The 25,092-nt window shown below is 40.9% G+C and carries 22 protein-coding genes and 1 rRNA gene; 15 read left to right on the forward strand and 8 right to left on the reverse strand.

Annotated features, from left to right (window positions below; all coding sequences use genetic code 11):
* The 6 genes from rrf to ACZW67_RS07435 all read left to right on the forward strand — a co-directional run.
* Nucleotides 1-89, forward strand: a 5S ribosomal RNA gene (rrf, locus tag ACZW67_RS07410); the annotation flags it as partial.
* Nucleotides 90-579: 490 nt separating this feature from the next.
* Complete coding sequence (locus ACZW67_RS07415; protein ID WP_465182749.1) at nt 580-1,638, forward strand: TRAP transporter substrate-binding protein; 1,059 nt, start codon at nt 580-582, stop codon at nt 1,636-1,638.
* Between the two features lie 17 nt (nt 1,639-1,655).
* Complete coding sequence (locus ACZW67_RS07420) at nt 1,656-2,183, forward strand: TRAP transporter small permease (RefSeq protein ID WP_110924131.1); 528 nt, start codon at nt 1,656-1,658, stop codon at nt 2,181-2,183.
* The gene (locus ACZW67_RS07425; RefSeq protein ID WP_110924132.1) at nt 2,180-3,469 is read left to right on the forward strand and encodes a TRAP transporter large permease; all 1,290 of its coding nucleotides are present in this window, start codon (nt 2,180-2,182) and stop codon (nt 3,467-3,469) included. Before ACZW67_RS07420 ends, ACZW67_RS07425 begins: the two co-directional genes overlap by 4 nt.
* A gap of 409 nt (nt 3,470-3,878) precedes the next feature.
* Entirely contained in the window at nt 3,879-4,931 is a 1,053-nt protein-coding gene (locus ACZW67_RS07430; protein WP_465182750.1) for a 5'-nucleotidase, read from the forward strand.
* A gap of 40 nt (nt 4,932-4,971) precedes the next feature.
* On the forward strand, nt 4,972-5,574 hold the full coding sequence (locus ACZW67_RS07435; RefSeq protein ID WP_465182751.1) for a rhomboid family intramembrane serine protease: 603 nt from the start codon (nt 4,972-4,974) through the stop codon (nt 5,572-5,574).
* 124 nt (nt 5,575-5,698) lie between these two features.
* Here ACZW67_RS07435 and ACZW67_RS07440 read toward each other — a convergent pair whose 3' ends face one another.
* The 3 genes from ACZW67_RS07440 to ACZW67_RS07450 all read right to left on the reverse strand — a co-directional run bounded on the left by ACZW67_RS07440 (nt 5,699) and on the right by ACZW67_RS07450 (nt 8,535).
* Nucleotides 5,699-6,247 carry a hypothetical protein gene (locus ACZW67_RS07440; protein ID WP_465182752.1) on the reverse strand — a complete coding sequence of 183 codons (549 nt, stop codon included), beginning with the start codon at nt 6,245-6,247 and terminating at the stop codon, nt 5,699-5,701.
* A gap of 154 nt (nt 6,248-6,401) precedes the next feature.
* A complete protein-coding gene (locus tag ACZW67_RS07445) occupies nt 6,402-8,270 on the reverse strand; it encodes a sodium:solute symporter family protein (protein WP_110924136.1) in 1,869 nt (622 codons plus the stop codon).
* Nucleotides 8,271-8,274: 4 nt separating this feature from the next.
* Nucleotides 8,275-8,535, reverse strand: coding sequence for a DUF4212 domain-containing protein (locus ACZW67_RS07450; protein ID WP_110924137.1), 261 nt, complete (start codon nt 8,533-8,535; stop codon nt 8,275-8,277).
* Nucleotides 8,536-9,423: 888 nt separating this feature from the next.
* Here ACZW67_RS07450 and ACZW67_RS07455 point away from each other — a divergent pair.
* Nucleotides 9,424-10,920 carry an alanine/glycine:cation symporter family protein gene (locus tag ACZW67_RS07455; protein WP_197102555.1) on the forward strand — a complete coding sequence of 499 codons (1,497 nt, stop codon included), beginning with the start codon at nt 9,424-9,426 and terminating at the stop codon, nt 10,918-10,920.
* 118 nt (nt 10,921-11,038) lie between these two features.
* Here the strand turns inward: ACZW67_RS07455 and ACZW67_RS07460 are convergent, their stop codons facing one another.
* A complete protein-coding gene (locus tag ACZW67_RS07460) occupies nt 11,039-12,676 on the reverse strand; it encodes an electron transfer flavoprotein-ubiquinone oxidoreductase (RefSeq protein WP_110924209.1) in 1,638 nt (545 codons plus the stop codon).
* 745 nt (nt 12,677-13,421) lie between these two features.
* Here ACZW67_RS07460 and ACZW67_RS07465 point away from each other — a divergent pair.
* The 4 genes from ACZW67_RS07465 to ACZW67_RS07480 all read left to right on the forward strand — a co-directional run bounded on the left by ACZW67_RS07465 (nt 13,422) and on the right by ACZW67_RS07480 (nt 17,126).
* Nucleotides 13,422-14,156, forward strand: coding sequence for a DUF1285 domain-containing protein (locus ACZW67_RS07465; RefSeq protein WP_197218471.1), 735 nt, complete (start codon nt 13,422-13,424; stop codon nt 14,154-14,156).
* A gap of 254 nt (nt 14,157-14,410) precedes the next feature.
* Nucleotides 14,411-15,397, forward strand: a complete 987-nt coding sequence (gene murI / locus ACZW67_RS07470; RefSeq protein ID WP_465182753.1) for a glutamate racemase — start codon at nt 14,411-14,413, stop codon at nt 15,395-15,397.
* A gap of 163 nt (nt 15,398-15,560) precedes the next feature.
* On the forward strand, nt 15,561-16,559 hold the full coding sequence (locus ACZW67_RS07475) for a DUF4062 domain-containing protein (protein ID WP_465182754.1): 999 nt from the start codon (nt 15,561-15,563) through the stop codon (nt 16,557-16,559).
* Nucleotides 16,560-16,826: 267 nt separating this feature from the next.
* A complete protein-coding gene (locus ACZW67_RS07480) occupies nt 16,827-17,126 on the forward strand; it encodes a hypothetical protein (protein ID WP_201593041.1) in 300 nt (99 codons plus the stop codon).
* A gap of 108 nt (nt 17,127-17,234) precedes the next feature.
* Here the strand turns inward: ACZW67_RS07480 and ACZW67_RS07485 are convergent, their stop codons facing one another.
* The gene (locus ACZW67_RS07485) at nt 17,235-18,698 is read right to left on the reverse strand and encodes a lytic murein transglycosylase (RefSeq protein ID WP_465182755.1); all 1,464 of its coding nucleotides are present in this window, start codon (nt 18,696-18,698) and stop codon (nt 17,235-17,237) included.
* A gap of 296 nt (nt 18,699-18,994) precedes the next feature.
* On the opposite strand from ACZW67_RS07485, the gene ACZW67_RS07490 reads away from it, so the two are divergent.
* Both ACZW67_RS07490 and ACZW67_RS07495 read left to right on the forward strand, forming a co-directional pair.
* A complete protein-coding gene (locus tag ACZW67_RS07490; RefSeq protein WP_465182756.1) occupies nt 18,995-20,482 on the forward strand; it encodes an AAA family ATPase in 1,488 nt (495 codons plus the stop codon).
* Nucleotides 20,483-20,488: 6 nt separating this feature from the next.
* Nucleotides 20,489-21,103, forward strand: coding sequence for a retron system putative HNH endonuclease (locus ACZW67_RS07495; RefSeq protein WP_465182757.1), 615 nt, complete (start codon nt 20,489-20,491; stop codon nt 21,101-21,103).
* 76 nt (nt 21,104-21,179) lie between these two features.
* On the opposite strand, the gene ACZW67_RS07500 is transcribed toward ACZW67_RS07495, so the two are convergent.
* The 3 genes from ACZW67_RS07500 to msrA form a co-directional block, all read right to left on the reverse strand.
* Nucleotides 21,180-21,893, reverse strand: coding sequence for a DUF1499 domain-containing protein (locus tag ACZW67_RS07500; protein WP_465182758.1), 714 nt, complete (start codon nt 21,891-21,893; stop codon nt 21,180-21,182).
* 51 nt (nt 21,894-21,944) lie between these two features.
* On the reverse strand, nt 21,945-22,619 hold the full coding sequence (tmpT, locus tag ACZW67_RS07505; protein ID WP_465182759.1) for a thiopurine S-methyltransferase: 675 nt from the start codon (nt 22,617-22,619) through the stop codon (nt 21,945-21,947).
* Between the two features lie 158 nt (nt 22,620-22,777).
* On the reverse strand, nt 22,778-23,299 hold the full coding sequence (gene msrA / locus ACZW67_RS07510) for a peptide-methionine (S)-S-oxide reductase MsrA (RefSeq protein WP_197218482.1): 522 nt from the start codon (nt 23,297-23,299) through the stop codon (nt 22,778-22,780).
* A gap of 362 nt (nt 23,300-23,661) precedes the next feature.
* Here msrA and cmoA point away from each other — a divergent pair, with 362 nt between their 5' ends.
* Complete coding sequence (cmoA, locus tag ACZW67_RS07515; protein ID WP_465182760.1) at nt 23,662-24,447, forward strand: carboxy-S-adenosyl-L-methionine synthase CmoA; 786 nt, start codon at nt 23,662-23,664, stop codon at nt 24,445-24,447.
* A gap of 31 nt (nt 24,448-24,478) precedes the next feature.
* Nucleotides 24,479-25,042, forward strand: a complete 564-nt coding sequence (locus ACZW67_RS07520; protein ID WP_465182761.1) for a hypothetical protein — start codon at nt 24,479-24,481, stop codon at nt 25,040-25,042.
* The last annotated feature ends 50 nt before the right edge of the window (nt 25,043-25,092 follow it).

Consider the following 25,092-nt stretch of genomic DNA (forward strand, 5'->3'; position numbering starts at 1 on the left):
ACCTGATCCCTTCCCGAACTCAGAAGTGAAACATCGTTGCGCCAATGGTAGTGTGGATTCGTCCATGTGAGAGTAGGTCATCGTCAGCTCTCTATTCTAGATAAACCCCCTTTGACTTATGTCAGAGGGGGTTTTCTTTTGCCTATAGTTTGCAATAGCTACGGGTGTTGGGGCTAATCTTTAATTTAGAGACTGACCTTATTCATACCTCAATAAACATCCATTTGAGTATAGTCAAAACTGCTAAATTTTATTAAATATCTGATGAGTATCTCCATATTATTTGTACTATTCTTCCCTCCTTGATACAGTTTATTTCATTTTTATCATGGAGATACGTTCTATTTTTAGGGTTTTTAACTCAGATAGGTATATGTATTGTTAGTGAATATATTACTGGTGCGAATCTACTAAAATGATTTGACTTATATCATTTTAGCTGTTAATTTTAAATAGTGTATTTATTACAGATTTATATAAATGACGTTTTAACTTTGTGGATAACTCGTTATTTTTTTAATCTAAAGTAATAAATATAAGCTTTACTCCTACTCTTATAATTATCAAAAGGAATTGATAATGAAATTAGCTCCTCTTATTTCAATTGGTGCCTTAGCGGCTGCCAGTCTTTTAGGCTGTTCTAACCAATCTGCTGACACAAATGATGGCTCATCAGCCACCTCTCAAGAGACTACTGTACTACGCTTCTCACATTTTTGGCCAGCCACCTCATCTATTAGCACAGAGGTCTTTGAACCTTGGGCTAAAAAAATAGAGGCAGATTCTGATGGTCGTCTAAAAATAGAGTTATATCCTTCCGCAGGTCTTGCCAAAGCGGATGTTACCTACGAATCTGCAGCAAAAGGCACGATAGATATCGGTTCACAAGCGCACGGCTATACTAACGGTCGTTTTCCATTGACTCAAATTACTGAGCTCCCTGGTTTGTCCAATTCAGCAAGTCAAATGGGCTGTATGCTACAGACTCTTTATGACGATGGTACGCTTGCTAGTGAGTACGAAGATACGCATCTATTGTTTATGTACGGTGGAGGGCCTGGTGCGCTTCATACAACAGACAAGTTGATTCGAACGCCTGCAGACATGAAGGGTATGCGTATCCGCCGTCCTTCTGCGGTGGCAGGTGACATCATTGAAAGCGCTGGTGCTTCACCAGTAGGTTTACCTGCGAACGATATGTATACCTCGTTACAGCGTGGAGTTGTCGATGGGTTGAGTTTTCCTTGGGAAGCGGTAACGGCATTTAAGATTGACGAGATTACCAAATATCATACCAATATTCCTTTTTATAGTTCGGCGCTGATGGTGACTATGAATAAGGACAAGTACGACACTTTGCCTGATGATTTGAAGAAAGTCTTGGATGAAAACTCAGGAATGGCGCTTGCTAGTAAAGTTGGTGAAGTATTCGATAAGCATGATCAGATGGCCATTCAAGCTGCTAAAGACAAAGGTGATGAAATCATCGAAATTCCTGATCCACTAAATGATCCAGACTGGAAAGGCCCGCTCGAAAAAGGAACGCAAAAATATCTAAGTGATGTCAAAGCTTTGGGTCTAGATGCTGATGGTGTCTACGAAAAAGCAAAAGCCGCCAGTGCAGCCTGTAAGGTTTAATTCATTGGAGGTATCACATGGCATTTTTAGTAAAAATCAGCACCTTTATTTCTAGGCTATGCCAGTTCATCGGTGGCGTTAGTCTTATTATTCTTGTTCTTGTAACTATGTTAGATGTGACAGCTCGTTATATTTTCAAGCTCACTGGTGGGGAGTTTGGATTTACAGTCAAGGGTAGCGTGGAAATTGTGTCGTATTTCATGCTATTTGCGTTGCTTGCCGCCTTTGCCGCTTTTGTGGAACGCTCACAAATCATTGTCGATGTCTTCACTCAAAAAATGTCAAAAGCTGTTAAAGGCTACATGATGGGCACTTTTATGATGGGTTTCTTCATCATCGGTATTGTGTTCACATGGGGACTTTATGAGAGCGCTTTTGATGCGATAGAGTATGGAAAAGTCACTCAAGACCTTCGAATATCTATGATGCCCATTTATGCTATCAGTGCCTTTTTAAGCATACTACTTGCCATTCGATCATTAATCGAATCCATTAATATCTTTAAAACAGGCGAGTTCTTTGACGCTGAGGAGACAGGGGCATGAGTCCAGAAATTATTGGTGCCATTGGTTTGTTGTGCATGATTGCGATGGTCATGCTGCGCGTTCCTGTTGCGCTTGCTATGTTAGGTGTTGGTTTGGTTGGCTTCGGTGCAGTGACAGCACCGATTGGTGCCGTGCAGATGCTTAAGGATTTACCTGTTGATGTTTTAGCAAAATATGATTTTAGCGCTATTCCCTTATTCATACTTATGGGTGTCTTTGCTTCTCATTCGGGTATGGCAGGAAAGTTGTTTGATGCAACTCGCACAATATTTGGTGGAGTGAGGGGGAGTCTGGGTATTGCTGGTATCGGCTCGTCCGGTATCTTTGCTTCAATCTCAGGGTCATCATTGGCGACCGCGTCTACCATGACCAAGGTTGCGTTGCCACAAATGGAAAAGTACGGTTATCAACCTGGTTTTGCTTGTGGTATTTTAGCAGCGGGTGGCACATTAGGTATCATGATTCCACCCAGCATTGCGTTACTGGTCTATGCGATCTTAACTCAGCAGTCTGTCGGTGATATGTTTATTGCTGGCTTTTTACCTGGTATGTTAGGGATGGTGATGTACTCAATCACTGTCATGGTTATGGTACGCTGGAAGCCGCATTTAGCGCGTCGCGGCGAGCCTACTTCGTTGAAAGCCAAGTTGCTCTCGCTAACGGGACTCATACCATTTAGCTTTATTTTTATTGTGATTATCGCTGGTATTTTCTTTGGGTTATTTACCCCAACAGAAGGAGCAGCCGTCGGGGCATTTGTCTCTTGGGCTTATGCTTTTGTCAAAGGTATGCGTTTAGATGGTTTAAAGCAGTCCTTAATTGAGACGCTTGCATTGTCAGCAGTGGTATTTTTTATGCTACTGGGTGCAGAAGCCTTGGGTTACTTTATTTCCGTCTCACGCTTGTCCTATACACTAGCAACTTGGATTGGTACGTTAGATGTCAGTCCAATGATTGTATTGATCTGCATCTTAATCATGTACTTCCTCTTAGGGTTGTTCATGGATGCTTTAGCAATGTTAGTAATCACTATTCCAGTGGTATATCCAATCATTGTGGCGTTAGGGTTTGATCCAGTGTGGTTTGGCATCATCGCTGTATTGACAGTAGAGCTTGGACTGATTACGCCCCCGATGGGGATGAATATCTTTGTGATTAAGGCAATGGCACCACATATTAAGCTATCTGATATGTTTCGAGGAGTCGCACCATTCATTGTCTCTGATTTGATACGACTGGTTATTTTGGTCGCCTTCCCAGCGATATCTTTGGTGCTGCTAACGTAAGCTATACTGGTAAAAGCATACTTAAAAACCATAGTTCATTAACAGATTTCATTGGTAAGGCCATATTGTTTTCATAGCAATATGGCTTTTTTATGGCGAAAGAAAAAGTTGGCGTCATTGTTCTATTATTAACTTATCCTCCATAAAGTCACACTATGAGACACTTTATAAGTGGTCATTTTGAGTGCTCGAAGGTGAATTTTTTATTAGCGTAGATTATATAGTCGATTCAGTTTGAAAGTAGTACAAGGCAAATGAGTGTGGATATATAGGTGATACTTCAAGCGAGGTTAACGCTGTCATACTTTTAGACTATAGGTAGATAATTTTTCTTATTATTCTAAGAGCTTGTGAATGTAGTAAACTGGATGGCACTTCTGAATAAATAGTTTGATAAGTAGAGAAAATAATGGCAATTGATTTTAGTAACACGCTTATAGTTGCGATTTCTGCAACTGCGCTTTTTGATTTAACGGAATCAGAAAATTATTTATTAGAGTTATTAGAGCAGCGCCCGATAAGCGCTATCAAAGAGTTTCGTGACTACATGACCGAGCGTGAAAATGATCCTTTAGATATTGGCGCTGGATATCCACTAATCAAAGCATTGCTGAATCTTAATCATTCTTGTAATAATAATAAAATGCAAGATATAGAGACCGATGCTCCTTTAGTAGAAGTGGTCATTGTCTCAAAAAGCAGTCCAGACACTGGCATTCAGGTACTCAATGCAATTCTTGCAGATGGTATTAATATTTCACGCTCAGCATTTATTTCAGGTAGCCCTGTTGCGCCTTACATAAAAGATTTCAATGTCGATTTATTTCTGACCACCAATCGTGAGGATGCACAGCAAGTTGCCGATGCCAATATTTGTGCTTGTGCGATACTGGATGCGACCCCTGTTAATACTTATGAATTAGATACTGAGCAATTACGTATTGCCTTTGATGGCGATGCAGTGCTGTTTGATGATTCAGGAGAGTTGCTCTATAAACAAAAAGGTCTGCGTGCTTTTCATGATCGTGAAGCACAGATGCGTGACTTGCCAATTGAAAAAGGGCCTTATGCTGAGCTGTTAATCAAGCTATCGAGCCTGCAAGAGCGTCTGCCAGCTGGTCTGAAGCTGTCTCCGATAAAGATTGCTTTAGTCACCGCTCGTAATGCCCCAGCTGACCTGCGTGCTATCAAGACGCTGCGAGAGTGGGGCGTAAACGTTGATATGGCGTTCTTCTTAGGAGGATTGGAGAAGACTGCAGTCCTGAGAACGTTTGCACCGCATATCTTTTTTGATGATTCAATCAAGCATATCGATGCGGCACGCAGCTTCATTCCTACTGCTTTGGTTCCTTACCACTCGACATCACTATTACATGGTGATAGTTACTTAACGGCTGATAAAGATGCTGCATTATTGTCATTTAAACCAGTAGAGCACCCACTATTTGCTATAAATCCGTAAGAAATGGTTGAGTCAATTAACCCAAAGGATAAAAAATAATATGAACTGGCGGCAATTATTTACCTTGTTCGTAGCCCGAATCAAGCAAGTTTTTGGTTTATATGCTTTTGTACTAATACCCATGTGGGGAATGTTTTTTCTGAATGAAGTGGCATTATTTGGACTGTGGAATATTTTTGGTATTGTGCCACGTGCCCTAGATGTGGGCAGCATGATAGGCGTTTTTGCTTCATGGACGATGCATGGTAGTTATTCACATTTACTTGGCAACACGGTAACGTTATTACAAATTTTATTTTTATTCGGCTTGTTTGAAAAAAACGCCTATCGAACCATACTTAAATTGATAGTGGCTTCTGGGTTAGTCACTTGGGTTATCGGTTCGCCATCTTCCATCCATATTGGAGCTTCGGGGTTATGCTTTGCGATGCTCGGTTACATGATAGGAGGGGCTGTATTTGCACGACGCTGGGGTTATCTATTGGCTTGTATCGTTATGGGAGCAGGGTATTGGCTCACTATCAAAGAGGGCTTGATGCCGCAAGAAGGTATCTCTTTTGCCGCACATTTCGGTGGTTTATGTGCGGGGCTGCTGCTAGGTGCTAACTCTAAGCATACTTATGCGCCAACGCCTCGTCAATGAAAAGCAAAGTAAATAAGGCGGTAATTTAGATTTTTTATTCATCTAAAATACCGCCTTATCATCATATGTCTTTTTGAAAAATGTACTTCTAATGGATTTACTGTCTTAATTCTCTTTTAATTCGTTAGCTTTGTTTATCAGTGCAAATGCTGATAAATAATGGATCATCTGTGGCTAAATCTCGCCATGCAGTCGTTTGTCTTACATGCTCATCAATTGATAATGTATTGCCTTTCTCAGGTATAACATAGTCTGCACGTGCAGGAATACTGCAATCGATAACTTGAGGAACTTTCTCTATACTTCTTCGTCTTTCAAATAAATACAAATTGAATAAATGTATATCTGGATTATCTACTTGTACACTAGCGTTTCCAATATCTGCAGCGATAAACCGTAATATGTGCGGCTTAGCGTAAGACCATGGACGGAACCACTCCGTGCTTTCTGCTGTTTTGACGACTTCTACGCCTTCTGGTAGCTTTTCAACTTGTTGACCATACCAGCTGTACTCCTGATTTATTTGAAATGCAAACATACCAATAGCAGCAAATAAGGGAATCAGCCATTTAGGAGCGCGTTTGCCTGCCAGTTTGCTGAGGTGAGTTATGATAAGTGCTATTCCAGCCATACCAAATGCGGCAGCGATGGTAGCGATAAACTCAAAAAGCATAAAATATTCCTTAATGCGTTAGATGTGTTTAATTGAACCTATTGGATAAATTAAAAATCTAGTTATTATAGCTATAGAATAAAAAAATCACCCACAAGCAATTACTGCCTGTGAGTGATATATAGTAACAGAAGATATATCCTCAGTTGTGAGCTTAGTGGTCGACTGCACCGCCAGCGCCACGTGGAGAACGTACGCTCTCAACCAACTCTTGGATATGTGCTGGTGGTGGCGCAGTAGCATAAGATACAGCGAATGCTACGATGAAGTTAAGCAATGCACCAACTGCACCAAATGATAATGGTGAGATACCAAATAACCAGTACTCTTCAGTATCAGGGAAGTTAGCAGTACCGCTGATGAAGAACCAACCTTTGAACATAAAGATATAGACAAGAACAACTATCAAACCAGTCAACATACCTGCAATAGCACCAAGATTGTTGATGCGTTTAGAGAAAATACCCATCATCAATACAGGGAACAATGAAGAGGCAGCAATACCAAAGGCCAGTGCTACAACCTGTGCGGCAAACCCTGGTGGGTTCATACCTAAGTAAGTCGCTACTACAATTGCCACACCCATAGTGATACGAGCATACTTCAACTCTTGTGCATCAGTAATATTTGGGTTTAAGTTACCTTTAATCAAGTCATGACTGATGGCTGATGAAATTGCGAGCAGTAGACCTGCAGCTGTTGATAGTGCTGCTGCCAAACCACCTGCAGCGATAAGACCAATAACCCATGGTGGAAGCTGTGCAATCTCTGGATTCGCTAGAACTAAGATATCAGCGTTAACATCAAGCTCGTTACCTGCCCATCCAGCGTCAGCAAAACGACCATCAAGCTCTGCATCATGTGCAATACGAGCGGTTTCTACTGCTGCAGTTGCTGCAGCAACATCGCCACCATCAGCTTGAGCAGTATTAAGGGCGATCTGAGCGGCACCAAGTCCACTGTCGCTATATAACTGGATACGACCATCATTATTTAGATCGTTATACTTGATAAGACCTGTCTCTTCCCAAGTTTTCATCCAATCAGGACGATCGTCATTAAGAATAGGTTGGTTTTCAACACCTTGTGGATAGATAGTATCTACTAAGTTTAAGCGCGCCATAGCACCTACTGCTGGAGCAGTGAAGTACAATAGTGAGATAAATACTAACGTCCAACCAGCAGTCCAACGAGCATCAGCGACTTTAGGTACAGTGAAAAAGCGAATGATAACGTGTGGTAGACCTGCTGTACCGATCATAAGCGTCAAGGTAAACAGTACCATATTGAGCTTGTTAGGTACGTCAGCAGTATACGAAGAAAAACCTAAGTCGGTAACGACTTGATTCAGCTTGGTCAAAATAGGGACACCTGATTCGACATGGTTTGAGAACAAACCTAAACCTGGAATCGGGTTACCTGTCAACTCAAGTGAAATAAAGACGGCAGGAATAGTATAGGCAATCATCAGAACCACATACTGTGCAACCTGCGTATAGGTAATCCCTTTCATACCACCAAGTACAGCATAAAAGAAGACAACAATAGCAGCGATAACAAGACCAGTACTACTCTCAACTTCTAAGAAGCGCGAGAATGCAACACCAGCACCGGTCATCTGACCGATAACGTAAGTGGTCGATGCAGTAATCAAACAGACCACAGCAATCATAGCAGCCGTTTTTGAGTAAAAACGATCGCCGATAAAGTCAGGAACCGTGAATTTACCAAATTTACGCAAGTAAGGCGCTAAAAGCATCGCTAGTAGAACGTAACCGCCTGTCCAACCCATCAAATAGGTAGAAGCGCCATAACCACCAGCAGCAATCAGACCTGCCATTGAGATAAATGACGCCGCACTCATCCAGTCAGCAGCGGTTGCCATACCGTTAACGACCGGATGGACACCACCGCCAGCAACATAAAATTCACTGGTTGAACCAGCACGAGCCCAAATCGCGATACCGAAGTACAGTGCGAAAGATAGACCCACAAAAATAAGATTAATTACAAATTGACTCATGGGGCTATTCCTCGTCTACGCCATATTGTTTATCTAACTTATTCATACGCCAAGCGTAAAAGAAAATTAGGATGATAAAAATACCAATAGATCCTTGCTGAGCAAACCAAAAGCCCAGATCAGTACCACCGATTTTGATACCAGCTAACAATGGACGAAACAAAATACCAAAGCCGTACGAGCATAGTACCCAAACGACAAGGCAACCTTGAATGAGACGAATATTGGCTTTCCAATATCCAGATGAATCGCTGTGGTTCTCCATAGGACAACTCCTTTTGTCTTACCTAAAATGTTATTGTTGGTCTAGTTTTACTAAATCGTGATGGTTTCACATTTATCGATTACCGCGATATTATATCTATGGCAACAATTTGCTTGATAGACTGCAAGTCCAAAATTATTTAATAGTGTTACTAAAAAAGTACCAACAACATGAGAAAGGTTTTGGCTATTTTTTATTACTCAAATGGTCATAAAAAATAGATACGTACTGTGCCAAACAGTGGGAAACGCAATACGTAACAGCATATTTTTACTGAAAGCTGATTGCCAAAAGTGATAAATGAATGCTTCAGTATTGCATCGGTCACTTTTATTAAAAATGTTGTATAGGAATAATAGGGCTTATCGAGGAAGAGAGAGAGTAGGACAATCCACTGTCTTTTTTGCAATCTTGTCTTCCTGACAAGGGCCTGAACATTTTTAATGTTCCAAAAATTCATGTCGATCAGTGAATATTACATCAACATGAATGTCTAAAATGCATTTTGCCTGTACTAAATAGAAGTAATGGCAATAATTGAGTGTGCATTTAAGATATCTATATAGCATCTAATATTGGTATATATCCTCTCAATAGTTAAAATCGTAGGGATGATACAACAATAGTTTAATAAATACTGCTAAATTGTTACTCAATACATTCTATAGTATATCAAGTGTAAGTAACATTTATTTAATAAATATATTATCAGAATTAATAACTAAATGTGATAATCGTTAATCACTCAATGTCTATATCATGCACATGATATTTTGGTATCGAATGTTTTGAGCAAGATGCTTTAGTGTCCTGCATTGGTCAAAATATGATACAGATACAACTCTTAGAGAAAGTCTATAAAGTGTTAATCGTTAATGAGGAGTCCGTATGAATGACGGAATAGCAGGTTGGTTTAATAGCATCGTAAATTATGGTGTCAGCATTATTTGGGGTAACAATGATTGGTTGATTGCCAGTAACCCTTGGTATGGATTGTTAGTGTTCGTACTTATTGGCGCAGGTCTTTACTTTACCATTATTACACGCTTTATTCAGTTTCGTCATTTTGGCCATATGTGGAAGCTATTACGCGTTTCCAATCAAGGGCGTAAAGATGGCGGTATTAGCTCATTTGAAGCATTAATGACATCATTAGCAGCGCGCGTCGGCACAGGTAACTTGGCAGGGGTAGCCATTGCCATTTATCTTGGTGGTCCAGGTGCTGTGTTTTGGATGTGGATGACTGCAATTGTCGGTATGTCGACGAGCTTCATTGAGTCAACGCTCGCTCAAGCATATAAAGTACCGCACAACGACAATGTCTATCGTGGTGGACCGGCTTACTATATTGAAAAAGGTCTGGGTAAACGCTGGTTGGCCATATTTTTCTCATTATGTTTGCTGGTGGCTTTTGGTTTGGCGTTCAACGGCGTACAGTCAAATACCATTGCACAGGCAACGCATGAAGCCTTCGGTATTCCAACATGGATGACAGGCTTGATACTCGTAGTCTTAGTAGCGCCAGTGGTATTCGGTGGCTTGCGTTCGGTTGCTCGTATCGCGGGTAAAATCGTACCAGTTATGGCTATTTTATATGTATTGTTGGCCTTATATATTATCGTTACCAACTTCAGCCAGTTCCCAGCAGCGATTGCTTTGATTGTAAAATCAGCATTTGGTTTTGAGCAAGCAGCAGGTGGTGTGATTGGTTATGGTATTGCTCAGGCAATGATTAATGGTATCAAACGTGGCTTATTCTCTAACGAAGCAGGTATGGGTTCAGCGCCTAATGCTGCAGCAACTGCAAAAAGCCATCCTGATCATCCTGCAGTGCAAGGCTTCATGCAAATGCTGGGTGTATTTATGGATACGCTCATTATTTGTACAGCAACAGCGTCGATTATTATATTGTCTGGTGTGGTCGATCCGAATGTTGAGCAAGAAGGTATTCAGCTGACACAGTTAGCGTTATCACAGTATGTGGGTGACTTAGGTGTGGTGTTCGTTGCCATCGCTATTTTCTTCTTTTCGTTCACTTCTATTATCGCCAACTATAGCTATGGTGAGTCGAATCTTGAGTTTATCTCTGGTGCCAAAAACGCCAAGGTAATGATCATGGTATTCCGCTTCATGGTATTGGGCATGGTATTCATTGGTGCCGTTGCTAGCTTACCTGCTATTTGGAATTTCGCCGATTTATCAATGGGTCTGATGGCATTGGTCAACTTGGTGGCTATTGTCATGCTATCTCCAGTGGCGCTTAGAATTTTACGTGATTATGAACGTCAAATAAAAGAGGGCAAAACAGGAGATCAAATCAAGTTTAACCCTGATGATTTCGTGAAGCTGAAAGATGAAGCCAATCGTGATGCATGGACAGATTAATTTTGATGATTAAATGAAGTCTGTAAGTACAAAAAACCGCCCTTTCTGTATATAGAAAGGGCGGTTTTTTATTGAGCTGCTATTACGCTATGGGATCAATGATTGCCTCAATCATAGATTACATATTTGGATAGTTAGGGCCACCGCCACCTTCTGGCGTTACCCAAGTGATGTTTTGCGAAGGATCTTTGATATCGCACGTTTTGCAATGTACACAGTTTTGTGCATTGATAACAAACTTAGCACCTTCAGCATTTTTAACCACTTCATAAACACCAGCTGGGCAATATAAACGCGCAGGCTCTGCATATAAAGGTAAGTTAATTGAGACAGGAACCGTTGGATCGGTCAGTTTCAAGTGCGTTGGCTGATCTTCAGCATGGTTGGTATTAGAGATAAACACTGACGACAATTTATCAAAGACCAGCTTGCCATCAGGCTTGAGATAAGTTGGCTGATAAGCATGAGCAGCACGTTCAAGCTGATCATAGTCATGTAGATTGTCATGTAAGGTAAATGGCATTTTACCCTTTAATAGATTGTGCTCAATAAAGGTGAAAGCACCACCCATAAACAGACCCATGCGATGTATCGCAGGCGAGAAGTTACGTGATTCATAGTTGTCTTGATACAGCCATGACTCTTTGTACATTGTTGTATAAGCAACGACTTCGTCATGCTGACGGTCAGCTTGTAAGGCTTCAAAGATAGCTTCGGCTGCGAGCATACCTGATTTCATCGAGGTATGAGTCCCTTTGATTTTGGCAGGGTTCAGGAAGCCAGCATCATCACCGACCAAAACACCACCTGGGAAGGTGAATTTCGGTAGTGAGTTTAGACCGCCTTTGGTCAATGCACGTGCGCCGTAAGAGATGCGTTTACCGCCTTCTAATACGTTTTTGATGACAGGATGCGTTTTCAAACGCTGCATCTCATCAAATGGCGACATATATGGGTTGTGATAAGACAAGTCAGCGACGAGACCAAAGCTGACTTGGTTGTTTTCATCAAAGTACAACCACCAGCCACCAGTAGAACCCGTTTCGGTTAGTGGCCAGCCCAGACCGTGCATCACTACGCCTTGCTCATGTTTTTCAGGCACAACGTCCCACAGCTCTTTTAAGCCAAGACCGTAATGCTGAGGATCTGAGTCTTTATCAAGATCAAAGCGGCTGATCAAGCGTTTGCCTAGGTGACCGCGGCTACCTTCAGCAAAGATAGTATATTTGGCAAGCAACTCGTAACCAGGCTCAAAGCTTGGCTTGGCTTCGCCATTAGCAGCCACGCCCATATCACCCGTTAAGACACCGCGTACAGAGCCATCGTCATTATATAAGATGTCATCGGCAGGGAAGCCTGGGAACATCATAACTTCTAGCTCTTCTGCTTGTACGGCCAACCAACGAACCACATTACCCAAGGAGACAATATAGTTGCCGTCATTGTGCATCGGCCCTGGAATCAGAGAATCAGGCACTTTAGTAGAGCGTGTGGCTGAGTTTAGATAGTAGAAGCGATCTTCGGTCGCTGGCACGTTAAGCGGTGCGCCTTTTTCTTTCCAATCTGGAATTAACTCGTTCAACGCACGTGGTTCGATGACCGCGCCAGATAAGGTATGAGCACCAAATTCAGAGCCTTTTTCGACCACACAAACCATGAATTCATCATTACCAGCTGCAATAGCAAGTTGACGTAGACGAATAGCAGCAGAAAGCCCAGCAGGTCCGCCGCCGACGATGATGACATCGAACTCCATTGATTCACGTTCGATTTCAGGCTCTGCCGCCACAGGTTCTACGACTGGCTCTGGTGCTTTTTCGATAATAACTTCTTCAGCAAGTTGCTCTTCCACCGCGACTTCTTCAACTGCAACTTCTTCAACTGCAACTTCTTCAACTGCAACTTCTTGAGTCGCAACTTCTTGAGTCGCAACTTCTTGAGTCGCAACTTCTTGAGTCGCAACTTCTTGAGTCGCAACTTCTTGAGTCGCAACTTCTGGCGCTGCTTTGTTCAGATTTGCTGTTTCTGGCTTATCAGTGTTCACAGTATTACCGTCGATGATTGCTTCTTGATTGTTTGGCTCTTGCATACCTACTCCTAAACTTTTAGTGGCTTATCTCAGGGCATCATTAGCTTAACAATTGAATAATAGAGTTGCGGCGCTAACGTTACTCAGACATATGGCTGCCCGATAAAAACTGTCTTTGCGGCATCAATTGATCACGCTGCTATTGAGATCAATTTATTTAAAGATATCAACACATAACGTAAAATGTGTCATTAACACAATAGCCACTTGATCGTTTTAATAAAAATAAAAAATCGTTACTCATTATAAAAGAAAAGTCCTATAAACACGATACGCATTTATGAGTATAGGTGTTAAGGTAATATCGAGTTAATGAGTGGTTTATGATGACATGGTCTCATCATACCCGAAACTAAAATTTATAGTAATAACAGATTTGCCAAACTTTGAATACTAGGTAAAGGATTATACAATGAATAATGATAATAATAGTGCTGCTAGTAATCGTAAAAATGGTGCTGAAGTCCCTGATGACGCGTCGCGCGACCTAAATAACATGGATGCGCTTAGCCTGTATTTAAAGTCTACTGCAGGGTCACGTAAGGGTCGTGCGATACCACCACTAGAGAACTGGCATCCTGATAATGTGGCTGATATGGATCTGGTCATAAAGGCAAATGGTGAGTGGTGGCATGAGGGTGGGAAAATGACTAGAGAGTCATTAGTCAGCTTGTTTGCGACTATATTGTGGAAAGAAGAAAATGAGGGCATTACTGAGTACTTTTTGAAGACACCTGTGCAAAAAATCCGCATTCAAGTGGAAGATGCGCCACTTCTGATTAACGATGTCGGTATCGTCAATGAGGGCAATAAAAGTTGGTTAGAGTTTACGACCACAACAGGCGATGTGGTACGTTTAGATGATGAGCATCAAATCATATTAAAGGCGTATAATATTAAAGGTAATAATATAATCGACCATACAATGGCTGATGTAGAGGTAGAGGCTGAAAGTTATCAGGGAAAAACATCCGAAACGCAAATACGTCCTTATATGCTCGTTAGGAATGGTTTGACAGCGCTGATCGGTCGCAACACTTTTTATCATTTGACAGAAATTGGTGAACTGAAAGAGCAAGATGGTAAAGTAATATTAACCTTACAAAGTGGCGGCAACTCATATCAATTATCGATGCCAGCTGATTAACAATATGGGTAAATTACGCTACACTTAATAGATAGGATGATTTTTATCAACTAAAACACTGATAGCGGTATGATATAGTCGATTCAATTTAAAAGTAGTACAAGGCAACTGAGTGTAGATGTATATTTAATACTTCAAGCGAGATTAACACAGTAATACTTTATATAGTGGAATGGCTATATTTAAGTCAATCCGTGATTGAATAAGTAGTATAAAGATGACGATATGTGTATAAAAATGGCAGTAACGTAATCATGGATATTGCCGCAAGTAATACCCCTAATACAATCAAAGTACGCTCAGATGGCCTTAATAGTAACGGCTCTGAATGTATATCTAATGCTACTATTATTAAAACTGGCATTAATACCACTGTGCATAATAGAAGTCGAAACGCGCCAATTGGACTGTTTGATTCTGGTCTCGGGGGACTGTCTGTCTATCTACATTTAGCGAAGCAATTACCTACTGAGCGTTATGTTTATTATGCTGATACGCTGAATGTGCCTTATGGTAATCGTGACAGTGCAGACATCGAAGCACTAACGTTGACGGCAGTAGAGTGGTTGTATCAGCAAGGCTGTAAGCTTATCGTCATTGCGTGCAACAGTGCCTCAGCTTATGCACTTGAGACAGCACGGCGTTATTATCCAAAGCTACTTATCGTCGGTTTAGTCCCTGCCTTGAAGCCCGCAGTGCTCGCGAGTAAAAGTGGCCGTGTTGCAGTATTGGCGACCAAGGCGACTTTGAATGGTACGTTGTTGAATGACGTTATCGACAACGTCGCAAAACCTAATCGTACGATAGTTACCAAGTACTTTGATCCGCAATTGGTACCTTGGGTAGAGGCTGGGATGCCAGAGGAAAGCGAAACGGCGCTAAATTTGCGCCAGCAGCTACAAGTGTTTGCAAATGATGGTATTGACCAGTTGGTGCTAGGTTGTACGCATTATCCGTTTTTTAAAGCATTTTTATTAGATGAGATTGTTCAGCAGCAGTTATCGATGCAGGTGGTTGACTCTGGACAAGCAATCGCCGAGCGCGTCAAACAACTATTGGTCATAAACCAGCTGTCGGCATCAATTGAGAGTCAGTCAAATGGTCTAGCTGCCATTGGTGGCTCAGATATTAATCTGCGGTCGCCATTGGTTTTTTATGCGACCAAATATGATGACAAACTGGATGTTTTGATTACGCGGTTGCTTGGCAGCGAAGTCGTATTACAATATTATGCTAAGTAAGGGCGACTGATACTGCTTATATAAGGTCCATAATCATACTTATATCGTTAAAATAAATTGAGCCCAATTTTTATAAGACTGTGCTAGGCTGTGCAAAACAAATTATTTGTGCTCTATTTTATATCATATTCTTTTATATCATGACCTGATTTTAGAGGTGATTGTGCCAAACCGTCGCTACCATATTCATATCATATGCGCTGATAATGACCAGTTGTTGGTCTTAGACAGCTTAGCGATATTTTTTCAGCCGTTTGCATTTTTGACCTATGATGTGTCGAGCCAATTACCGACAGCCTCTTTATATGGTCGACAATGTATCGATTCCTGCGATTATGTGGCGATGATCATTGGAGACAGCTACGGTACGGTACAAAGAACAGGCGTCAGTCAAATGCATTTGAGCTATTTGAATGCTAAAGCCAAAAGTAAACCCTTATTTGTGTTAGTCAAAAATCATTCTCAAGATGCGCTCATTAGCCGTCAACTACAAGAGTTCATTAAGTTGGTGACTAGGCAAGACAATCAATTATATTATTATGATACAGAAGCTGATATCGAAAAACTGATCGCAAAAGCTTACGACAATATCATGGTTGATCATAAGGTGACTGGTGGTTGGGTAAGGGCTAATGAGGAAACCATCAAGTTCAGCAACCAATCCGTGGCTGAAAGATTTGCAGATATACTATCTACCAATAAAACTGATAAGAAAGACAGTCCTGTCGATGAAGCCTTTGCGGCGGATAGCGTGAGCCAACCAATTGTATTGACAGAAGCGATAGAGGTTCAGTATAGCGCTCAAGCTTATGAGGGCGGTAATTTAACAGATGTGACCAGACCGCTTGAATTGACATGGGATGAGATACTGGTTTCATTGATGAAGATTCCATCGACTTTTTCTAGCTATGGCCTGCAAAACACCATGAATCGCCTCATAGCATCAAAGGCCGAACAAGACGTCAAACAAGATATGCCCAATGTTCATGCTGTCTCGCGCTGCCAAATTTCTCAAGATGATTTAAATAAATTGCAGCGCCAACTGGTTGGTGCAAACTGGATACAGCTGACCACGTACGGTACTCGAGCTTCACAAGAGCTTTGGAAATTGACCTTTTATGCAAAGAATCTGTGGAAAAACTCGGATTCTCAGTCGCAATGATAAATATACCTTTTTAGTAGAAATTATTATTAGTACTTTTCACATCTCCTGAATTTTAAAATATCTATCGTGATAGATATTGTCAGTAGTATATATGATTCTATGAATACGTTTTGTAATACAAAGCATACGAGCTAATGGTTGTGAATCCGTTCAAGACTGGTGATAATAAGACTGGTTAGATGTTTATGATGAACACATCGCTTATATTAAAATTAAAAATGTATAGAACGTACAATGATATTGACCCATTAAGGAGAGTATATAATGAGTAACGATAAACGTGACGAACTAAGAAATGAATTAGATGGTTTAGAAAAAACGATGCATGATTCCGAACAGTTTCATACATTAGAAGAGCAAGTAGCAGATATGAAACGCCGTGGTATCGATCCTAGCCAAGCTTATAAAGATTTGGATAGAAAGGAACAAGACGAAGATTGGGGCGATGCAACTTGGAAAGAGAATGGCAAGTGGGAACCAAAAACCCCTGCTGATTTAGATGACAAAGCGCGTGAAAACTGGGATGGTGACAACGGTAAGCCAAATCCACCACCTATCGTTTAGGCTTTTATTCTAGCTTTCAAAAAATTATATGACTTTCTGAAAAACCAAAAAAAGCCACGCTAATCATAGCGTGGCTTTTTTATGGGCTAAAGATCAGATTATTTAATCCTACGAACCTTCGTCAACACGGACGAGCTGAATAGTACCATCGGCACTAGTAACGCGGCGATAGCGTGTATTGCCAGACGTCGATGATTGAGCAGCTGGTTGCGCCGAATAAGTGCTGTTAGGCGTGGTCGTTTGCTGTTGAATCAGTTGTCCCATACGATCAGCAGGGGCAGGGTTTAAAGGTCGGCTATTCGTAGGTTGGCCATATTGAGTTTGATTTGGCGCTGCATTACCAACGATTGCGCGATAGAATTTCTGTCCTGCACGGCCATCTGCTGGAAATATACCTTTACTAGATTGGTATTGCTGGATAGCAGTACGAGTATTATCACCAATGATACCATCAACACCACCAATATCGTAACCAGCATTTAATAGGGCTTGTTGAATCTCTTTAGATTGCTGGCGGCTGATACCAGGATCGTTTGTCGGCCAAGCCGTAACAAAGTCGGTTTTGCTACTGTCTTCGCGGGTGATGAGATCTGATAAATGGGCGATGGCCAATGCATAGTTCTCTGATGCATTATATGAATAAAACGTATCGAAGTTTTTACCAACTAAAAATGCAGGGCCTTCAATACCAGCAGGTAATAATAATCCTGCGCTGCTCAAATCAGACGGTAAAGAGCCACCATTAGCAAGTGTTAGACCTTGACCACGCCAGTGACTAATGGACTTTTTGTTTTTACGGTCAGACGCAGCCCAAAAGCCACTCGGCAGTTTGACTTCATAGCCCCAAGGCTCGCCTGAGCGATAGCCGCGCTTACTCAAAAAGTTGGCAGTGGAGGCTAGTGCATCAGGAACATTGTTAACTAAGTCACGGCGTCCATCACCATCAAAATCAACGGCCAACTCTAAGAAAGTGCTTGGCATAAACTGTGTCTGCCCAAAAGCACCTGCCCAAGAACCAGTCATATCACTTGGCGCGATATCACCATTTTGGACGATTTTTAAGGCATTGGCATATTCACCTTGAAAATAACTTTGGCGACGATCAAAGCAAGACAAGGTCGCCAAGGATTCAAACAGTGGCTTTGTACCTAACGTCTGACCAAAATTAGACTCAACGCCCCACACACCCAGTACATGCTCAGCTTTTACACCATAACGGGACTCTATTTGACGTAGTGTATCACTCCATTGGCGTTTGGCACGGACACCGTCTTCTACGCGCTCTTTGTCCACTAACACTGATAGATAATCCCATACGTCTTTTTGAAACTCTGGCTGATAATTGAGTGATTGAATCACGCTAGGATCAGGCTGGGTAGGTCGGTAGTTATTAAAGGTGAAACTGTCGACGCCACGAAATTTGCTAGAGTTTTTTAGTCCATCTAGACATTGTTGGAATTCGGCATTAGATAAGTTCGGAGCCTCTGGTCTGGCAGCTTGGGCGGTGCTCACAAAACTTAGCCCGACAGCAATACTAAGTAGCGATAAATTAGAAAGTGAAGTCAAACGCATGAAAATATCCTATAAACATCGAAACGGTCATTGAAAAGTAAAACAAAGTGGATAAAAGCAGTATTCACCTAGAGTAACCAATCTAAACAGTAAAGAAAAGGTATCGAAGGACTAAGATTGTGAATGGTTACTATAAATTGACGGTGGCGCAAGATTAGAAGAGGGTTTTAGATAAGTTGAGGCTTTTTCTTAAAACAATACCGTTCCTCAGCTGCGTTTTAAGTTGCTATACTGACTGGTAAGCATTACCACAGAAATTGATAAAATACTTACTACCTATAAAAATAAGGTAAACAATGAAAGTCAAGCGCTTGCAACTACAAAACTATGGTCGCTTTGAAAATTTAAACATAGACTTTGCACCAACTTCTGAAAAGGCGGGTAATGTCACTGTGATCGTGGGCAATAATGGCGCTGGCAAGTCGCAAGTTTTGCAAGCACTGGCGACGAGTTTGAGTTGGTTTGTGAACGGATTATCTAATTATGACAAAGAGATATCAGTTATAAAATTTGAGGAGCATGGTTTCCTAGAATCCGACGAAGGTCAATATATTGAACAATACCAGATTCTGAATAATAAGGATTATTCAGAATTAGAGTTGTCTTTCTATGATGAAAGTATAGGAATGGAGATTTTAAATACAAACTCAACTAGAAAAGAGATTCTAGTACCTGCATCGTATGGTGTACAAAGAACTGGTTTTGATGAACTGATTAAAGTATATTCAAAACATTTTCAGAAAAGCAAAGATATAAGTTTACCTATAGTAGCTTACTATCCAGTAAATAGGGGCGTAATCTCAACACCCATGGATATCAATAAAGACTCGACTACAAATCAATTAACAGCTTATGAAGATGCATTAAAAAGTTCGGTCAGTTTTGAAACTTTCTTTTCATGGTTTCGAGAGCGTGAAGATATAGAGAATGAAAGTTTCGCTTCTTCTAAAGCTAAGGTAAAGGATAGAGAGGAAGATGTTGCTGACATTTTCATGAGGTCTTTAAAGGAAACCTATATTGAAAAAGGTAAGATAGAAGAGTTTTCGAGTAAAGAGGTGCAGAAACTACGTGAAGCTATACGAAATTTTGAGACAAATTTTGAGGAAGTTCTTTCATGTCGATTATTCAGTGATAAACAGTTAACAGTAGTGAGAATAGCAATTGAAGAGTTTACGGACTTAACCAATCCTCGTATACGTCGTCAAGGCATACCCACTATGATTGTTGAAAAAGATGGAGAGGAATTAGACGTTAAACAACTCTCTCAAGGCGAAAAGTCTTTATTAGCTTTAGTTGGAGATATTGCGCGCCGTTTAGCTTTGCTCAATCCTAGCCTTGATAATCCGCTAGAAGGTGAAGGCGTGGTTATGATTGATGAAGTGGATTTGCATCTTCATCCAAAGTGGCAGCATGACTTGATTGATAAATTTGTCAAAACTTTCCCCAATGTGCAATTTATTTTAACCACTCATTCGCCACATGTTATCAGTGATCGGCCTGATATTTTGGTTTATGCTCTTGATGATGGTGAGCTAACTCAAGTACCAAATGTTTATGGTGAAGACGTCAATACGGTTTTAACCAAAGTATTTGATGTGCCAATTAGAGATCCAAAAGCACAAAAAGACTTCGATAAAGTTGCAGAACTTATTTATCAGAAAAAATTTGAGGATGCAGAAAGTTATATCGTAAAATTAGAAAAACAGATGCCAGAGAATTTAGAACTGCTGCGCTGTCGATTGCATCTCACTCAAGCCCAACTTGCAGCAAAAAAAGAGGGCTAGCCAGTTATGCAAAAGATTAATAAAACAGGTACTATGCCCGACATAACTGCTAAGTGGATTAAGAAACATAATACGCTCAATTGGAACGATTTACCTTTCGATGAAAAAGAGGTTTTAAGAGAACAGCTTCATGCTGAGCAGCATGGACTATGCTGTTACTGTTGCAAAAAGATATCTACTAAAAGCGTGAGCGTAGAACATTTGCAAGACAAGCATCAACATCGAAAACTACAGTTCAGTTATGATAATTTGTTATTGAGCTGTGTCTCGAACAAGCATTGCAACATCGCAAAGCAAAGTAAGGAGATAAAAGTTCATCCGCTGCATATTGATTGTGATAACAGCATTAAAATGAATCCTTTATCCGCTCAGTTGTTCGGTGAGAAACATAAAGAAGATGCTGATGAGTCAATAGATATACTAAAATTAAACCATAATGAGTTGATTAATCACCGAACAGATTTAATTAAGTTAGTACAAACATATCTACCATTATTTGATGTGTGTGATGATATCTATCAACTGCAAGAAAGTAGCACTTTCAAAGATAGTTTTTTAGAGTTGGTTAAAGATTTTCCGCAGTATAGAGAACTTGAGTATATCGTAAATAAGTTGTCATAACACTCTCATGTTAAACCGATGCTTGCTAGCTTTTACGTAGCAAGCACCGCTTGTTTTTACAGCTACTTACATCCAACTATTTATTCAAAACCTTATCCAACTCCTCAATCAACGCATGGATACGTGCCGCATTTTTACCCAAATCGCTTTTGCCAATTCGTGATTTACTGCGGATATCAACCAAGCGTTCGCTATCGTTGTCAGTCACACGAATGATGACATCATCTTTAAAGCCAAACCAAGCAGTCGTCTCTGTCGCTTCAACGATGCCTTTATCTGCATCAGTATTTACAAGCTCCCAACCTAAATTCTCAACGGCTTGTTTGGATGCTTCAACCAATTCAGGCTTTGATTGAGAGTAGGTCAATGTCTGTAGATCAGGATAGGCCGTGCGTTGTTGTTCAGCCGCTTCTGCACCTGCATACTCTACTGGATTGGGCGCATCTGCCCGTAGTGGTGCAATCGCGACAAACTCAGGTGGATTCACTAAATCAGTTGAAATATCATGAATCGGTGGTACGTTTTTGGCAGTAGTCATCATGCCAAGTGGAAGAGCGATAGCAATCGCAGAAAATATAACGGCTATTGCTGCGCTAGCAAGGCTGACCGTTTTGCGTTTAAATATAATCTGAATCGCCAAGAGTACGAGTGCCGCAATACCAACGACCAGACCAAATTTAAATCCTGCAAAGGCCGTGCCTAACTCTACAACCCCAAATCTATAAAGCGGTGCTGGTAGTGCAACCAGCAAGAATGCGATTAAACTTATCATACTGACTAAAATTTTCATAAGAACGCTCCGTTATTTTTTAATAGCTGCTTAATCGCTGTGCTTAGCATTTTAGTTATTATTTAACAGCCAGACATGCTCTGTCACCGTCAACTCAGGTGTCGATCCTATAGAAGTAGGTTCGCCAGTCAGTTCGGTAATTTGATAATGCTGGCTATAATACTGTTGTATTTGTTCATCGTTAATTGAGAAGGGTGGCCCGTTTCTTTTACTCTGATCATAATTGAGCGTGATTAATAATTGCGGTGCACATGCTTTACCAGCAGTATCGCTAAGCTGCCGAACTTGCTCGCTATACTTCACACACATATCGGCTGGCAGGGCAATCAATGCCGCTTTATCATATACGGCATCGATGGTGCCAATATCTTTAGGCGTCAGTGCAAAAATATCAGCGACCCATAAAGTAATGGTTTGTCCCGACAACTGACCTTGATAATATTTGAGAGTGGAGCTAGTTTTATGCTCATGCACGGTGGGCACGATATCTTGTTCAGCGAAGAATTCCTGTACCGCTGTTTCTACTAATTCAACACCCACCACATCATAGCCTTGCGCTGCTAGCCAAACCATATCTATCGACTTGCCACATAAAGGTACAAAGATGCAGCCACCAGCTGGCACGTTTAAATAGCTCATGTGTTTCACTAATAATGGATTCACCACAGACTGATTAAAGCCAATGCGTTTCTCCTGCCAGCGTATTTGCCAAAATTCTGGATTCATGATGTTAGCCTTTATTTTACGCTTGTTGCGATAGGGATTTAATGGATGCTACTGACAACATTAAAAAGCCAAACGCTTGCAATATAGGCGTTTGGCTTTTATCAAATATGGCGCTAAGCATTTATTCTAAACACATAAATGCTGATGTAATTCGCTATTTAGCTTACCATGTACTGACTGAATTCTTTACGTAGTTTCGCAAGCTTTGGCGGGATTGCAAAGTTGCAATAGCCTTGTCCTGGGTTTCTATTAAAGAAGTCTTGATGTGCTTCTTCAGCTTTGTAGAAATCAACGGCAGGATGTACTTCAGTGACCACGCTGACACCCATATCACGCAATTTATTAATGGTACGGTCGACAGTTGGTTTTTGATTTTCATCAGTGTAAAACACAACACTGCGGTACTGGCTACCGACATCATTGCCTTGACGATCCATCGTGGTGGGATCATGAGTCGCAAAGAAAGCATCTAAGATAACTTCTAACGGTACGATAGTGTCATCAAACTCAACTTTGATCACTTCAACGTGCCCTGTCGTTCCGCTACAGACATCTTCGTAATTGGCTGATACGGCATCGCCGCCCATGTAGCCTGATACGACAGATTGCACGCCTTTCACTGATAAAAATATAGATTCGGTACACCAGAAGCAGCCACCGCCTAATATAATGGTTTGCATAATTTTTCCTATTATTATAGATATGAGTTAAGTGCTGTATTTGGTTGTGATGTTTTCATTTTTCAATACTTCTTTTAAACGCCTCACTATCTTTAGCACTAATTATTCAGCTTAGCAGGCGAGCCAAACGCGATAAGTAACAAACAGTAATGTTATAATGGATTTTTGCTATAGGACAGTCACTATAAACAAGTTACAGCGTTAACCTCGCTTGAAATATTTCATATATATCTGCACTCGGTTGCCTTGTACCTTTGTTAAATTGAATGACCTATACGTTGCTTTGTCTCGCTTCATAATGACGAGCAAAATCGCCAAATATTTCCTAATGTAAGTTCTATTATCCAAAAACGAGTCGCACCATGAGCCAATCCAAGCCTACCATCAAACATGACACCCTATTTGACAAACCGTTTACCACACCGCTGGATAAAGCGTCGCGCTTTTCATTTGATGAGCAGGTAGTGGCTTGTTTTCCCGATATGATACGTCGCAGTGTGCCCGGTTATGGTCAAGTGCTCGCGATGCTCCCTATCTTTGCCCGTCGACATTGTAAGTATCGTCAGCAAGGTAATAATGGACAACGCGTCAGCCGTATCTATGATTTGGGCTGCTCACTTGGCGGGGCTACAATGGCGCTAGCAGGCGAATTTGAGGCGCAAGACTTGCAGATTAAGGCGATTGATATCTCACCAGCGATGACGACAGAGGCGACCACGCTGCTAAGTGAAAACTATCCTGAGCACGATATCGAAGTGATTACCGCTGACATTCGTGATGTGGAGCTTGAGCCATGCGATATGGTGATTTTGAATTTAACGCTACAGTTTTTACCAGCTGCCGATAGAGTCGCGGTGCTAGAGAAGATTTATGCAGCATTAAGTGAAGGCGGCATATTGGTACTGACTGAAAAAACCCATGCCTTTGACGAGCAGTATGATGCATGGCTGGTTGAGCGTTATTACGACTTTAAACGTGCCAACGGCTATACCGAGATGGAAATCAGCGGCAAGCGCAATGCGTTAGAAAATGTCCTTATTACTGATACTTTGGATGAGCATCATGCACGGTTGAGTGATGTTGGTTTTAAGCGTCATCTGACATGGTTTCAGTTTTTGAATTTTGTTTCTGTGGTGGCGTTTAAATAGGATTGATTTTGGGAGCTAACAAGGCACTAATATGATTCCATCTATAGCTGAACAAAATATTCATCAAGTATTAACACAAAAAATGAGCATACAATCATTTGAGCAATGGTTGTATGAAGATGATGTATTAGAGTTTAGCAACCCTGATTTGTATCTTGAATTGATTTCATTTGATTATAGTTCTGAAGATAATTTCTATTACCGTTTTTATGATAGTTTTGCGCAATACGTCCATTTTTATAAATTTGAAGCTGATCGCATAAAAGGGTACTTAAACTCAATTATTGATAGAGATGATAAGTGTTGTGATGTGATTTATATGATGTACCACCTCTATTACGATGGTTATAATTTTCTCAATAGGCTAGGGATGGTATATGGAGTTCGCCTAACAGACATCGATACATCGGTATCAAACAGTAGTATGGATGGTATCTTAAATGAGTTTTATCCCGAGATTATTGAGGATGCTAAAAATGTCTTACATTGGTTAGAAGAAGGCAAAATTGTTTTCAAAAGTCAGGATAATAGTGATGGTGTTTTTGAATATGAGGACTTTCGTAGTGAAGCGGAAATTCTGCAAGGACATGCGTAGTTCACGACTTTCAAAGAACTTATATATCTAGACTCATCTTCTTCTTTTAA

The sequence above is a fragment of the Psychrobacter sp. TPE 89C genome (assembly GCF_055522395.1).

Excerpts from the sequence above, each read along its gene's own strand:
- ACZW67_RS07415 (WP_465182749.1), top strand. The coding sequence starts at position 580 with ATGAAATTAGCTCCTCTTATTTCAATTGGTGCCTTAGCGGCTGCCAGT.
- ACZW67_RS07420 (WP_110924131.1), top strand. The coding sequence starts at position 1,656 with ATGGCATTTTTAGTAAAAATCAGCACCTTTATTTCTAGGCTATGCCAG.
- ACZW67_RS07425 (WP_110924132.1), top strand. The coding sequence starts at position 2,180 with ATGAGTCCAGAAATTATTGGTGCCATTGGTTTGTTGTGCATGATTGCG.
- ACZW67_RS07430 (WP_465182750.1), top strand. The coding sequence starts at position 3,879 with ATGGCAATTGATTTTAGTAACACGCTTATAGTTGCGATTTCTGCAACT.
- ACZW67_RS07435 (WP_465182751.1), top strand. The coding sequence starts at position 4,972 with ATGAACTGGCGGCAATTATTTACCTTGTTCGTAGCCCGAATCAAGCAA.
- ACZW67_RS07440 (WP_465182752.1), bottom strand. The coding sequence starts at position 6,247 with ATGCTTTTTGAGTTTATCGCTACCATCGCTGCCGCATTTGGTATGGCT.
- ACZW67_RS07445 (WP_110924136.1), bottom strand. The coding sequence starts at position 8,270 with ATGAGTCAATTTGTAATTAATCTTATTTTTGTGGGTCTATCTTTCGCA.
- ACZW67_RS07450 (WP_110924137.1), bottom strand. The coding sequence starts at position 8,535 with ATGGAGAACCACAGCGATTCATCTGGATATTGGAAAGCCAATATTCGT.
- ACZW67_RS07455 (WP_197102555.1), top strand. The coding sequence starts at position 9,424 with ATGAATGACGGAATAGCAGGTTGGTTTAATAGCATCGTAAATTATGGT.
- ACZW67_RS07460 (WP_110924209.1), bottom strand. The coding sequence starts at position 12,676 with ATGGAGTTCGATGTCATCATCGTCGGCGGCGGACCTGCTGGGCTTTCT.
- ACZW67_RS07465 (WP_197218471.1), top strand. The coding sequence starts at position 13,422 with ATGAATAATGATAATAATAGTGCTGCTAGTAATCGTAAAAATGGTGCT.
- murI (WP_465182753.1), top strand. The coding sequence starts at position 14,411 with ATGGATATTGCCGCAAGTAATACCCCTAATACAATCAAAGTACGCTCA.
- ACZW67_RS07480 (WP_201593041.1), top strand. The coding sequence starts at position 16,827 with ATGAGTAACGATAAACGTGACGAACTAAGAAATGAATTAGATGGTTTA.
- ACZW67_RS07485 (WP_465182755.1), bottom strand. The coding sequence starts at position 18,698 with ATGCGTTTGACTTCACTTTCTAATTTATCGCTACTTAGTATTGCTGTC.
- ACZW67_RS07490 (WP_465182756.1), top strand. The coding sequence starts at position 18,995 with ATGAAAGTCAAGCGCTTGCAACTACAAAACTATGGTCGCTTTGAAAAT.
- ACZW67_RS07495 (WP_465182757.1), top strand. The coding sequence starts at position 20,489 with ATGCAAAAGATTAATAAAACAGGTACTATGCCCGACATAACTGCTAAG.
- ACZW67_RS07500 (WP_465182758.1), bottom strand. The coding sequence starts at position 21,893 with ATGAAAATTTTAGTCAGTATGATAAGTTTAATCGCATTCTTGCTGGTT.
- tmpT (WP_465182759.1), bottom strand. The coding sequence starts at position 22,619 with ATGAATCCAGAATTTTGGCAAATACGCTGGCAGGAGAAACGCATTGGC.
- msrA (WP_197218482.1), bottom strand. The coding sequence starts at position 23,299 with ATGCAAACCATTATATTAGGCGGTGGCTGCTTCTGGTGTACCGAATCT.
- cmoA (WP_465182760.1), top strand. The coding sequence starts at position 23,662 with ATGAGCCAATCCAAGCCTACCATCAAACATGACACCCTATTTGACAAA.
- ACZW67_RS07520 (WP_465182761.1), top strand. The coding sequence starts at position 24,479 with ATGATTCCATCTATAGCTGAACAAAATATTCATCAAGTATTAACACAA.